Source organism: Oleiphilus sp. HI0132, assembly GCF_001635845.1.
Genome location: NZ_LWGJ01000659.1, coordinates 1 through 13,738, shown reverse-complemented (window position 1 = coordinate 13,738; position 13,738 = coordinate 1). Strand labels below are relative to the sequence as shown.

8 protein-coding genes and 1 pseudogene are annotated in these 13,738 nt (G+C 44.4%); 4 read left to right on the top strand and 5 right to left on the bottom strand.

What is annotated here, in order from left to right; translation table 11 throughout:
* From A3766_RS31935 to A3766_RS07960, 4 genes and pseudogenes are all read right to left on the bottom strand, one after another.
* Positions 1 to 204 (bottom strand): annotated as a pseudogene (locus A3766_RS31935) (acyltransferase); the annotation flags it as partial.
* A 159-nt stretch (positions 205 to 363) separates the two neighbouring features.
* On the bottom strand, positions 364 to 747 hold the full coding sequence (locus A3766_RS07970; RefSeq protein WP_068507569.1) for a YkvA family protein: 384 nt from the start codon (positions 745 to 747) through the stop codon (positions 364 to 366).
* Between the two features lie 18 nt (positions 748 to 765).
* Positions 766 to 3,198: a hypothetical protein gene (locus tag A3766_RS07965; protein ID WP_156490395.1), complete on the bottom strand. Its 2,433-nt coding sequence runs from the start codon at positions 3,196 to 3,198 to the stop codon at positions 766 to 768.
* Positions 3,199 to 3,417: 219 nt separating this feature from the next.
* Entirely contained in the window at positions 3,418 to 6,360 is a 2,943-nt protein-coding gene (locus A3766_RS07960; RefSeq protein WP_068509957.1) for a hybrid sensor histidine kinase/response regulator, read from the bottom strand.
* A 242-nt stretch (positions 6,361 to 6,602) separates the two neighbouring features.
* Here A3766_RS07960 and cysM point away from each other — a divergent pair, with 242 nt between their 5' ends.
* From cysM to A3766_RS07940, 4 genes are read left to right on the top strand one after another with little or no spacing between them, the layout of a single operon-like run.
* A complete protein-coding gene (cysM, locus tag A3766_RS07955) occupies positions 6,603 to 7,505 on the top strand; it encodes a cysteine synthase CysM (RefSeq protein WP_068509959.1) in 903 nt (300 codons plus the stop codon).
* A 25-nt stretch (positions 7,506 to 7,530) separates the two neighbouring features.
* Positions 7,531 to 9,012, top strand: coding sequence for a 23S rRNA (uracil(1939)-C(5))-methyltransferase RlmD (rlmD, locus tag A3766_RS07950; protein WP_082865187.1), 1,482 nt, complete (start codon positions 7,531 to 7,533; stop codon positions 9,010 to 9,012).
* 26 nt (positions 9,013 to 9,038) lie between these two features.
* Complete coding sequence (gene relA / locus A3766_RS07945; RefSeq protein ID WP_068509962.1) at positions 9,039 to 11,282, top strand: GTP diphosphokinase; 2,244 nt, start codon at positions 9,039 to 9,041, stop codon at positions 11,280 to 11,282.
* 9 nt (positions 11,283 to 11,291) lie between these two features.
* Complete coding sequence (locus A3766_RS07940; RefSeq protein WP_068642055.1) at positions 11,292 to 11,756, top strand: MazG nucleotide pyrophosphohydrolase domain-containing protein; 465 nt, start codon at positions 11,292 to 11,294, stop codon at positions 11,754 to 11,756.
* Between the two features lie 9 nt (positions 11,757 to 11,765).
* Here the strand turns inward: A3766_RS07940 and A3766_RS07935 are convergent.
* The coding region (locus tag A3766_RS07935) for an EAL domain-containing protein (RefSeq protein ID WP_068642053.1) at positions 11,766 to 13,738 on the bottom strand (1,973 nt) is incomplete at its 5' end.

Here is a 13,738-nt window from a genome sequence, read left to right as displayed (position 1 = left end):
TGCCATAAAAAAGTTGTTCATAGAAACCCAGTTTGTTGCACAGGCAATAAGGGTTTTAGTCACAATTTTTTTGACGATATTGATGGGAATGATGATCTTAAGCAGAGCGCCAACGACTAAAATAGGCATCCAGAGCAAAGTGTTCAGAATAACTAAAATCAGAATAATAGCCCCTTTAACTGGGCCAGGAAGAAAGCTGAGCATATATACCCCTCATAGTATTTTAGTAAAATTTTATCGAGAGACACCTACAAGTACAAGATTACAGCGTACGCATGTAAATATGGTGCTGCATTATCTATTTAATCTGGCTGTATAGTGCAAATAAGGTGGTGGCAATAGGTGGGAGGATAGTGCTCATGCTTACTGTTCTGGTTTATCGGGTGGCGCTTCAGTTGAAGTCTTCTTTTGATCAGTTTTTTTAGCTGGAAAGAAAGCATCAGTTTTATGTTTAGCTTTCGCTTTGATTTCAGGTGTGATGTATCGAGACAGCGTGGCGATTGCCGCAGCCATTACAGATATGTCATCGGTGTAGCCAAGAACGGGGGTTAAGTCAGGAATCCCGTCAATAAGGCTAATGAAGTAGCCGAGCGTTCCGAGAATAACCGTTTTTACCCATGCTGGAGTGTTTGGTTCGCGTAGGGTGTAATACAAAATTAGTGCGTGAGTAATAGCTTCCTGAGAAAGGGAGCTGAAGGCAGATTTGATTTTACTAGTTAGCTTTTTTTCGTTTATATCGTCTTTCATTTTACTCTCGACCAGGCTTTATTCGAAGCCTGGTTTTAATATCTGATCTTTGCCAGCAAGTACTAAACCAATGCTGTTTTCCTGTAGCCATAATAAAGTTAGGAGATTCCCTGGAGTCGCGCTGTCGTCAGATTTTGATATAAATCCCTTTAATGTTAAAGCTTGCCCCAACACATCAGCAAAGCTAATTTCAATCTCGTTAAAGGTAACACGGCAAGTGTCACTTTCTACCGACGCTTGAGAGTCTTGATTCGGAGAGCTGAGGGAGTTCGTCTCTGGGTTGCTGGTCAGGGTATGAGTAACGTAGATTCTCGATAATTGCAGTGTGGCATGACAGTCATTGCTTGAACCTGCATTTAGTCTATCGGTAATATGCAGAGTTGATCCGTTCAGATTTTGTAGACTGTTTGTTTCGTCCAAAATAGTCATGCTATTACCTTGTATATGATAGGTAAACTGTATTACATCGTCGGTATCGGGAAAGATTGGGCTGCTTACTTCCTCTAGCTCAACGCCGAGAATAATTCCTGTCCCACGATCAGTAGTCACAGTTGTATCAGAGGTGTTGAAGGAAAACGCAAAATGACTTCCGCTTTCTGTCGCGTGACCAATAGGTGCTTCGAGACCACCATCGAGCTTCAATATACCTCTATTTACCTCTGAAATGCCTGTCTCGCTGCTTGGGTCTGATACTTCGCTCAGTTCACTAAAGAATCTGCGTGAGTCCTCAATAATTCCTCTTTGCGTTGTCAATGACTGTGAGTTGTTGTTGGCGAGACGAGCTAGGGTATGGCTTCTATAGTGGGGGTTATTAATAGGCTGCTCCAGGCTGAAAAAACTACCAGATGCATTCCAAATCATTGTTTCGCCAAAGATTTCTATTATTTTATCTGTATCATTGAGCTTCTGAGAGAAGGATATTACTCCGTAGCTTTTGCCATTAAGTAAGCTGGTGGAAAAAGTGCTAGGTGTTTGCTGAGCGTGTACTTCCCATGAAAAAAGATTGATATCTTCGATCTGGTCTCCTAATTCTTCATCTTCAGTATTTGGATTTTTGACAATGTAGTTCGCGGCTTTGCTAAAGTTGCCACCAGTTAGCCAAGTTGGTTCGTTTCCATAATCAATATCTTCCTCTTCCTCGACAGGTGAGTAAACCGAGTCTGGTTCATATTCGTTTACTTGGTAGAGCTTGGCGAAAATAGGTTCGTATTGCCACGCGACATCTTTTGTATCAGTCACATCACCCGGTTGAGATGGGCTTAATGTACGTGCTTCCAATATGTTGCCTTCCCTACTTAAGAAAGAGTCGGGCGTAGAGGCTGAAGCATAAGCGTTGATTGGCTCAGATCGGTCAATATCGCTGTCGTTAATATCTCTCACGGTTAGGCTTGTGCGTTCATAAGGGATATCGATAAATAGCGCTGACTCGCGGCGTAAGTCCGTTAAATAGGTGGTGCTTTGATATTTGGGGTAAGCGGGCAGTTCATTGGCTAGCTCCCTGTTTTCGACGATGGTTGAATTGGATGCAGCAAAGCCAATGGATTCTACGCTCCTATTAGTTGCGTTGATATCGCTTAAAGAGAGGGCAAGAAATGCACTGTTATAAGTTTTTGGCAAAGGTGGAGGTGTAGAGAAAACGTCGCCATTTTCATCGAAACCCAGGCCAGTCACTTCGCGCATTGTACCTTTTGCGAAAGGGCTCGTTGCTCTGGTTAACTCTGTCGCAGCAGCTTCCACATAGTGACGAATTTCGTCTTGTTGTTCCAAGGTTTCTATTGCCTGTGAAATATTATTGTTGTTGGAAAGTTCGAAGTTAAACTCGCCAACAGCATTATTTATCATTGATAAGTAGTCTTGCTTAGCTCTAGGTTGGTTATCACAGCCAATCACAGGGTTATCGGTAAGACAAGGTTGGTGAGTTAACAAAGCGCTAGAGTCGGGAATTTGATCAAATACCTTTTTGAGTAGGTAATGAGTAAAAATATTAGTGGTAACTTGTGCAGTAGAATTAACCGCGATTGGGATGTAAGGGATGGCTGCGTAATAAATTTCATCGTCACTATAGCGGATTTTTATTACGTGGTTAATTTGTTCAATGTAATCGGACTCGATAAACATTTGGATGTTGCTGGAGTCCTCAAGTCTCGTTACGTCCCAGGTGGGGAGGTTGCCGTCAGAGGTTTCGTTGAAGTCGGCATTTAGTGAAACTAAGGATATTTGACCTAGGCTTAGGTCTGTTGAACCGTCTAGTCGTTCTGCGTTGATTATCAGAGTTTTTCCGAGGGTTAAATCTGGGTCTCGTGCGGTATCGCTATCAGAATCTAAATCGCTGGAACTACCATCAGTGCCACCTTGTTCTTCGGGGAGTCCGCATGCTTGTAGGGTGCCTAGCAAAAATAGGAAAACCATAATCGAAATGGTTTTGGGGAGCGGAGAGCGACGTGAGGACATAAGCTGCATTAACCTTTTTAGCAAATTACGTTAGTAGCTCTAACGTATTCCATATCGTTGAACTTGGATGCACTTACACATTCGGAGCTTGATCATAGCTCGCATCCAAAGTTAATAATCCTTTCGGGTTGAGTTAACCGAGTTAATATATCTAATTCGAGGCTTTTAAAAAAGCGCCTATGTTTCAGAGTGTGATCCGCATAGCGCTTAGCTGGTGACTCAAGAGGGGATTAGCTTCAATTCATTAGCCGTATCAAGAACTCGCTGAATGTCTTCGAGAAGCTCATTTATGTATGTATCCAACTGTCGCTCGTAAGTTTTTAAAGCATGTTCGGTATCTTTTACTGTTTTTCTTAACTTTGGAACGCCACAATAATGGCAGGCGCCATGTAATTTGTGGACAGACTCTTCAAGTAGTTCGAGCTGATTGTTTTGGAATAGCTGCTCAATTCGTTCTTTTTCACCTGGTAAGCTTTCCAAAAACTTTTTTAAGAAAGTTTCCGCAAGATCTTGGTTACCGTTACACAAACTCACGCCTTCTTCTATATCGATGATTTTAATTGGCGTGTGTGATGAATGAATAGCCTGAGATTGACGAGGGTCTGGGGTGGTATTATTTGTTTCCGGTAAGTGAACTGGGCTATTGTCTTTGGGCGATGCAGGCATAGACGTAGTAGCTTGCTTCTGACCTAGGTCACTGGCTAGCTCGGGAAGATATTCTGTGATTGTTTTACTGAGCTTTTCTTCATCAATTGGTTTGGTGATAAGTGTTTGAAAACCCTGGTTGAGAAAGGTTTGTTGTTCTTCGGGAAGGGCGTAGGCAGTCAGTGCAATGATCGTTGCTGTTTTATACTGCTGATTAATCTGCCGGATGCGCTTCATCGCTTCAACACCATCCATTCCTGGCATCTGAATATCCATAAAAATAAGCTTGTACGAGGTCTCCTGACATTTGCTGATTGCTTCAAAGCCGTCATTAGCGGACTCTGCTTGTATCCCCATGCTTTCCAGAATTGAGACCACTAACGATAAGTTGATATCATTATCATCCACGACAAGAATTGGTTGTCTATCTTTTTTAATAGGCGTTGAAATAGGGGTTGTGAGCTTTTTCAAGATGCTTTTTTTAGTGTAGTTTTCCATGCTTAGTTCGCATAGCTCATTGTAAAAACGCTGTCGGGTGAGCGGCTTCACCAAGTGTGCGCTGGCGCTTTGAATGGCTTCGGTATCGTAGTCTTCTAGGGTCGGCGTAATGAGCAAAACTCGTTGACCTAGTGATTGAAGGGTTTGCATGATCGAGGTGTATTCAGGGACGCCTAACTGGCTTTTATCCAGACTCACCAAGGTTAGTCGGCGATGATCTTTCTGGGTCTCAGCAACTTTTGCCAGGGTTATCAGTTGTAATTTGCTTTCGGCAAACTGGTAGTCTACACCCCAGGAGTTGAACATATGCTCTATTGCAAGTCTGGCGGACCCTTTGGGTTCGTAGCATATTATATGGCTGCCTCTTAGCTGCTCTTGGGTTGGGAGCTGTTCAAGCTCGTTGCCTGGTTTTTCTATGGGTAAGGTAAACCAGAATGTAGAGCCTTTGCCAAGCTCACTCTCAAAGCCAATTTCACCATCCATTTGCTCAATTAGGTTCTTGGATATCGCGAGCCCTAAACCTGTGCCGCCAAAGTTTCTCGCAGTTGTGGCGTCAGCTTGGGAAAAGGCGTTAAAAATCGAGTGTTGTTGGGCGCGAGACAAACCAACGCCTGTATCGGTCACTGACACTTTGACAGACTCGCGGCTGAGGTCATTTTCGTCATCGGCTAACATCACCCTGACTAAGACTTCACCAGCCTGGGTAAACTTGATTGCATTATTGACCAGGTTGGTGACAACTTGTTTGATGCGCAGAGGATCGCCAATAATGGCCCTGGGGACGTCTTGGTAATGTAGGTGAACCAACTCCAGATTCTTGGCGTGAGCCGTCGGTGCAAGCATAGCAACCACGTCATCGATAAGCTCCCGAAATTCAATGGTACCCTTTTCTAGCAATAGCTTACCGGCTTCTATTTTTGAGAAGTCGAGAATATCATTTATGATTAGTAGCAGAATTTCTGAAGACTTTTTGATTGTACTAAGGTGGTCTATTTGTCGTTTGTTCAGGTTGCTTTTAAGTAAGAGGTTGGTGAAACCAATAATGCCGTTCAGTGGTGTTCTAATTTCATGACTCATATTGGCTAAAAATTCTGACTTGGTTCGGTTTGCCAAAACAGCCTGCTTCCTCGCTATATCGAGCTCTACGTTCTGAATTTCAATTGTTTCGAGAGTTTCTCGCAAGTCTTCTGTAGTTTGTTCAATTTCTTGCGTCATGTCAGATTGAGTTTGGCTCAAGCGCTCACCTAACTGATTAGCGCTGTGAGCCAGCTGGTTAAGTTCGCTAGGGAAAACAGTTTGAATGTGTATGTCGGAATTGCCGTCAGCCAGCTTACCTAAATGCAGCCCAATTTCTTTAATTGGCGCTATTATTTGTTTAATCAAAAAACGCACAGAGAAATAGCAAAGGATTGCGCCGACTAACATTAACCAGATAGCCTTCATGACTGTGTTGCCGATTTCTTGGTTCATGGAGCCCCGGTTGGTGTTGATTAATAACCATGCCTTACTCTGTTCCTGTTGATAGGTGCTTGGGCCAACTTGTTTTTTTAGTCTACTTTGAGTCAAAGATGAAAGAGTGGCTGAGCGCTTTTCAGTATTCAGCGGTATGACGAAAATGTTTTCATTGCCTGTCTCGATAATTTTTGGGCTGACTGTGGGAAAGGTTGTTGGGTTAAGTCGTGCGGATAGCTGAGTGCCTCGGTGTTTTAAGACCTTATGATTTGAATTGAGTAGCGTAATCGATTCGATAAGGGGGGAAGCAAGTAGCGTGTCAAAGTATTTATTCAGATCGTTTAGTTCTGATTGCTTTTCATCATCTTTTTGCGTGGCTTTGTTTCGCAAGTGTTGAGCTGTGATGCTGGCGCTGGTCTGGGTTAATAGACTTAGCTGTTGGAAAAACTGTTTTTCAACGACATTTAGCCTGTGGTCGGCTAATACTAGGCCTAAGCCAAGAAATATTAATACTAGAGGCAAGGAGGCAATCAGTGCGATGCGAGACTTGAGCTTGATAGGTTTCATGGATTTAAACTTATATAATATAAGGCTTTGTCAGGCCGTGTGGTATATCATGAACTATGTATTATGGACAATTGTACGATGGACTGCCATAGCAAGCTTTACAGAAATTAGTATGATTAAACGGTGCTAATTTGATCTAGTGTCGTTTTATTGTCTTGTCTGTGAATTAGGCATTCTAGACTGGGCGCATTGAATTAATACATACTCTGTAAACAGAATATTGAACAGGAATTTTACTCCCAATGAGTGATGCAAAAAACGAATTTCCTACGATTGAAGACTATGTTGGAAATACCCCCCTCGTCAGGTTACAGCGTTTACCTGGTCAGACAACTAATATCCTGCTAGTCAAACTTGAGGGTAATAACCCTGCAGGTTCGGTGAAGGATAGGCCTGCTTTAAGTATGATTCAGAGGGCAGAGGAAAAAGGGCAGATAAAGCCCGGTGATACCTTAATCGAAGCAACGAGTGGCAATACGGGGATTGCTTTAGCGATGGCTGCGGCAATCAAGGGCTACAAGATGATCCTGATTATGCCAGACAACGCTAGCATGGAACGGAAGGCCTCAATGGAAGCTTACGGTGCACAAATGCTCTATGTTAGCAAAGAAGAAGGTATGGAGGGCGCTCGTGACCTGGCGCAGTCAATGGCGGCCGAAGGCAAGGGCATTGTCCTCGACCAGTTCGCGAACGATGACAACCCCTTGGCTCATTATTGCGGGACGGGGCCTGAAATCTGGGAGCAAACTCATGGAAAAATTACTCACTTTGTCAGTGCCATGGGAACGACAGGTACCATTATGGGAAACTCCAGGTTTCTGAAAGAAAAGAACCCAGATATCAAGATAGTGGGTTTGCAACCTGCAGAAAATGCGGCAATTCCCGGTATTCGTCGCTGGCCTGAAGAGTATCTGCCGAGTATTTTTGATCGCTCACGAGTCGATGAAGTGGTCGAGATGGGGCAAGATGAAGCGGAAAGAACAATGAAGGCCCTTGCCGCACAGGAAGGTATTTTTTGCGGTGTGTCCTCAGGCGGAGCCGTGGCTGCAGCTTTGCGCTTGTCAGCCAAGCTTGAAAATGCGGTGATCGTCGCCATTATCTGTGACCGTGGAGATCGTTACCTTTCAACAGGTGTTTTTTCGTGAGCAGGTGGCTCGGTAGCGTGTAACTATGGCAAATATTTTTTCTAAGCATAGAACTAAGCTGCGTGAGCAGTCTAAAAAGCAAAAAAAATCACTTGAGCGTGAACTTAAAGATTCGAAGCAGGAAGCTCGGGTGAAAGTGAGCCTGGAGTCCAAGAACCTCGCCAACGATGTTGATAGCTCTGATAGTGGCTTGCTTCAGTGTCAAATTCTGTCTCTCAGTCATGAGGGGCGAGGTATCGCCAAAAATAAAGGCAAAACGCAATTTGTGCATTATGCCTTGCCCGGTGAGACTGTTTTGGCTGAGGTCTTGGCTCATCGTGCTAAATATGATGAGCTGGCTGCGGTGAAAGTGATGCAAGCTTCAGATCAACGTGTTGAAGCTGTATGCTCATATTATGGAACTTGTGGTGGCTGCAGCCTCCAACATATGGGGCATAAAGCTCAACTGGCGCATAAACAAACTGTATTGGCTGACCAGCTTAAGCACTTTGGGGATTTGGCTCCGCAACAATGGTTGCCGCTTGTCGAGAGTGAGCCGTGGGGTTATCGTTCGCGTGTCCGGCTCAGTGTCGACTATGGCCGAAAAGGAGAAGGGCTTCGAATTGGCTTTCGTAAAAAAGCCTCCAAAGAGACATTAGATATAGATTCTTGCCCAATTATGGCTAGTGAGCTTTCAAGTGCCTTACCCGTACTTAAAGAACTTGTTGCTTCAATCTCGGTGCATAAAGCACTTGGCCACCTGGAACTGTCCTTGAGTCGTGAGGGAATAGGCGTGTTGATTCGGCATGTGAAGCCTCTTGAGCAGAGTGACTTGGAAATGCTTAGAAACCTTGCGAAGGAGCAGAAGTGGACGGTGTTTCTGCAAGCAGGGGACATTTCCAGTATTCAGCAGTTGTGGCCGGAAAATGAGTGCCGAGAAGAAGGCCAAGCTAACTTGTCCTATAATTTGCGGGTATTGAAGCAAAATTTAGCCTTACAATTCCACCCAAAAGATTTTACGCAAATCAACCTTGGTGTGAATCAGAAGATGGTTCTACTCGCGCTGCAGCTACTTGAACTTAAATCTGATGAGCGTGCTCTGGATCTGTTTTCAGGACTGGGTAATTTTACTTTGGCAATGGCAAAGTGCGCTAAGGAAGTTGTTGGGGTTGAAGGCAGTCAGGATATGGTGGAAAGAGGCTTGTTTAATGCACAAGCTAATGATATCGAAAATGTCACTTTTTATGAAAGTAACCTATACAGTGACTTCTCGGCTCAAGCTTGGACGAAGGGAGTTTATGATAAGATTTTGATCGACCCGCCTAGAGCAGGTGCTTTGGATATCGTGAGCAATATTAGGCAGTTTGGGGCAAAACGAATAGTTTATATATCATGCAACCCGGCTACATTAGCGCGTGACGCGGGGATCTTGGTGCAGCAAGGGTATCGTCTGATGCAGGCAGGGGTTTTGGATATGTTTCCCCATACTGAGCATTTAGAGTCGATAGCTGTTTTCGATAGTAAGTAGGCTAAGAATAATAAACAGGTAGTTTTATGGTTAAGGTTCGCGAAGATTACATTGAGGATTTCGATGGCGAAGCCGCCATTGATCAATGGCTTGATAAAATCAGTTCAATTACCGAGTTGGGTAATATCGAGACAGTACGCCAGGCCTGTGAAACTAGCCTTGAAATCGAGCAGAAATCGGTCCAGGAAGATCGAGTCTGGGCAAAAGAGCACAATAGTTTTGTAATTGGTTTGGAGATGGCTCAGATTCTGATCGAGTTGGAATTGGATCAGACAGCTATCATTGCAGCAATACTTTATCGAGCTGTCCGCGAAGGTAAATTGCCGCTGGAGCAAGTATCGAAAAAATTTGGCGGAGAAACTGCCAAGTTGATCGAAGGTGTTGCGCGAATGGCAGCGATCTCTGCAACACATCGTCCATTTAAAGGTATGGTTTTAGGTCAGACTCAAGGGCAGATTGATAACGTCCGGAAAATGCTTGTGACCATGATTGATGATGTGCGCGTCGTACTCATCAAGTTGGCAGAGCGAACTTGCGCAATTCGAGCGGTTAAAGACGCGAACTCCGAAAAACGTCAGCGTGTTGCACGAGAAGTCTTTGATATTTATGCGCCTTTGGCACATCGCTTAGGTATAGGCTATATCAAGTGGGAGCTCGAAGACCTGTCTTTTCGCTACTTACACACTTCAGCCTATAAAAAGATAGCGAAATTGCTGGATGAGCGCCGAGTTGACCGGGATTCTTTTGTAAAAAGAATGACTGAAAAACTTGAGCTTGAATTAGAGAATGCCCACATCCGCGGCGAAGTCGCTGGCCGAAGTAAACACATCTATAGCATCTGGCGAAAAATGCGCCGTAAGAATCTAGATTTTTCTGAAATTTACGATATTCGAGCTTTTAGAATTCTGGTGCCCAGTGTACAAGACTGTTATTCGGTACTAGGTGTTGTGCATTCCTTGTGGAAGCATATTCCTTACGAATTTGATGACTATATTGCTAACCCGAAAGAAAATGGCTATCGCTCTTTGCACACAGCTGTCATTGGGCCAGAAGGAAAGGTCATGGAAGTGCAGATCCGTACGAGGGAAATGCACGAGGAAGCCGAACTGGGAGTTTGTGCTCACTGGCGCTATAAAGGTACCGATGTTAAAAGTCGATCTTCAGGGTATGAGGAAAAGATCAACTGGCTTAGACAAGTACTGGAATGGCAAGAGGAGGTGGGTGATGCCTCGGAAATTGCAAACCAGCTAAGCTCAGACGTTGGTGAAGACCGTATTTACGTATTTACACCTGATGGCCATGTTGTTGATTTGCCAAATGGCGCAACGCCGGTAGATTTTGCTTACCGTGTTCATACTGAGGTGGGCCATGCTTGTCGTGGTGCTAAAGTAAATGGTCGTATCGTGCCGTTAACTTACCCGCTTCGAACTGGCGAGCAGATTCATATTCTAACCTCTAACCAGGCTTCGCCGAGCCGTGACTGGTTAAATCCGAGTTTAGGCTATATTCAGACCTCGCGCTCACGAGCCAAGCTGGTTCATTGGTTTAAGCAACAGAATCGATCTCAGAATATCACTGATGGCCGAATACTTCTGGAGGATGAGCTTAAGCGCTTGTCTATTGGCGATATCCATTACTCGGAACTTGTGGAACAAACTCAGTTCAATAAGGTGGATGACCTATTTGCGGCGATTGGTGCAGGAGACGTGAAGCCAACGCATATAGCGAATGTTGCTCAGAAAATTCTGCAGCCTAAAGAACAGCAATTGGATCTTCGTCTTGGTGCACCACAGCAGAAAGCGGCGAATAGTGCTGGGCGAGATGATATCAAGATCAAGGGCGTTGGGCGCTTACTAACAACTATGGCGAAGTGTTGCCAGCCTGTGCCAGGAGACCCAATTACGGGTTATATAACAGTTGGACGAGGCGTCTCGATACACCGACAGGATTGTATGAATTTGCTCCAGCTTGAAGACTTGGAGCCAAATCGTATTATAGAAGTTTCCTGGGGCTATGAAGCCGATGCAGCCTATGGTGTGGGTATTGAGATTCAAGCCTATGACCGAGAAGGCCTGCTTCGGGATATAACGATTGTACTAGCTAACGAGAAGGTCAATGTAACGGGCGTGAATTCATACTCTGACCCACAAGAAAATATTGCGACCATTACCATTGCAATGGATGTGTCGAGCTTGGCGAGTCTTGGGCAAGCCCTAGCCAAGATCAAGCAATTACCCAATATTATTGATGCTCGCAGAAAACGTAACTAAGGAGCTTTGGTGTCTTCAGAGAAAGTTAAAAAGGCTCAGGATAGTATTCTAGAAGGTGCTTCCAATAAAGATGGAGTACTGAGCCAGGCTTTGGATATTCAAGCGCGCGCAGCTAAGCACGGCTTTGATTGGCCTGAAATAGAGCCAGTTTTTGATAAAATAGCTGAAGAACTGGACGAGCTTAAGCAGGAAGTCATAAAAGCGAAAGCGCAGTGTAAGACAAGCACGGCTGAAGACCTTTTTAAAAGGCCTGAAATTCGAGCTGAGTTTGGTGACTTGCTTTTCAGCTGCTTGAATCTATCGCGCTTTCTAGGTGTACTTCCTCAAGATGCGCTTCAGCTTACCAATGATAAGTTTACTTCGCGCTTTCAATTTATCGAGGAGCAATTGGGCAATCAGGGCACTTCTGTGAGCGAGGTGCCCTTAACTCAACTAGACCAGCTCTGGGAGTTGGCCAAACTGAAAGAGAAATAAGCTTTCCAATTAGTTTTCTTCGCTAAAGTCGTAGTTCATTTCTGTAGAGGGTGCTTGCAGGTAGTAACCCTGAATATAGTTGACGCCCGCTTGCCACAAAGTTGATAGCAGGGCTGCACTCTCTACCAGCGGCACGATAGTGAGTTTACCCATGGACTGTAAGGTCTGAATCATTTCTTTAGCCTGTTCTTTTGAATCTTCACCCTTTTGCATATCTTGAGTAAAGGAACCTTCAAGCTTGATGTATTCTGGGCTTAAGTGTTTCAGAAGGTTGAAAGGTTTTAAGGCATGGCCGAACTGATTGATCGACATTTTACAGTGTAGGGTGCTGATACCTTTGGCAAACTCTTTTGCTTGTTTCATGTAAGTGATAGCGTTGTTTTCCGATATCTGGAAAATTAAAGAGTCGCCAGGTAGGCGAGCGGCTTTCAGCGCTACATTCAGCCATGAGGTGAAGGTTTGATCTTGTAGCGTCTCGCTGGTCAGGTTAATAAAGAGTTTGGTGTCATGACCTTTTGATCTATGTTCACTTAAGTGTTTAATTGTTTGTAAGATAACCCATTTGTCGATTTTGCTGGCCATATTACTTGGGCCGCTTGGTGGCAGGAAGTCATAGGGTGAAATTTCCTCGCCCTCTTCATTCAGCATGCGAATAAAGGCTTCGTAGTTCTCATCCCCTTCGCCTCTCAAGCTGATAATCGGTTGGAAGAGCAGCTTGAATTTGTCATTGTCGATTGCATCCTGAATCAGCTCCATTGCCATGTCATGGTCATCTAAAGGCTTATCAGTTTGAATCGTGTACAGTTTGACTCCATTTATCTCTTCAGCGTTGTCCTGAGAAGCGAGTTCTTGAGACGCCGTTTGAGCTCTACCTAGAATATCATTGATGGCGGGGGCATTCTCAGTTATCAAAGTGACACCAGTACTAAGTGTTATCTGAATTGTTTTTCCATCGACCTCAAATAAGTGATCTTCAACAGCCTGACCATAAGCTTGGGCGACTTCAACGGCATCATCTCCATTTTGTGCCGGGCATATTAGGCCAAAAACATCGTCGCTTAATCGAGCCAGGTGATGGTCGCTCTTTCGGTTGCTATCAATAACATGAGCCAGGTCGCGTAGTACCAGGTCGGCATCAGCCATGCCAAAATTGGTTTTTATCTTCTGAAAGTTATCGATGGCCAGGTAAAGTACGCCTGCATGCGTACTATTATTTACCGCACATTCTTTTGCATCGTGCAGTTGTTCCATAAAGTATTGGCGGTTATATAAACCTGTTAGCAGATCCTGTTGGCTGAGTTCTTTTATCTTTTCCGCAAGTTCTTCATTGTCATGCTCTGGACGGATAATAATTTGTAGGCAGTCTTCGCCGTCGTAAGTTGCAGCGGAAAGGCTCATGGTTGCGCTAATTTCAGTACCATCTTCACGAATGGATATGCAGGTTGTTGCTTCGGTCTTTTCGGCTTGCGGGTTATCTGAAAAAGGCTTAGATAGCTCTTTGAAGCTGCTTTGTGATTCTGAATTAAAGGTATCAAGCACAGGAATGCAGATCATTTCATCGATATCATCGTAGCCAAGGAACTGCATATAGGAGCTGTTGGCATAGATGTGCATACCATCACTGATATAAGCAATGGCATCTTTTGAGCTATCGAGTAACAATTCACAGCGGTGCTCTGCATCGCGAATTTTTGCTTCCATTAAACGCAACTTTTTACGATCGGCTCGACTCTCTAACTCTCGTCGCAGTACGACGACTATGTGTTTATCATTTTCGAAAGGTACGACATCTTTTGCGCCGGCTTTCATGTGCTTAACCAGCTGCTCATCGTCATAAGCATCACTTAAGACGATAAAGGGCAAATCGCGGTCTTTTTGGCGTATATGCACTAGGGCTTGGTTTATATCAAAGTCAGCTTCTTTTTCGCGGGCAACAAATAGATCCCAAGACTGCTCTTCAAGCGCATCGACGAACTCTTCTT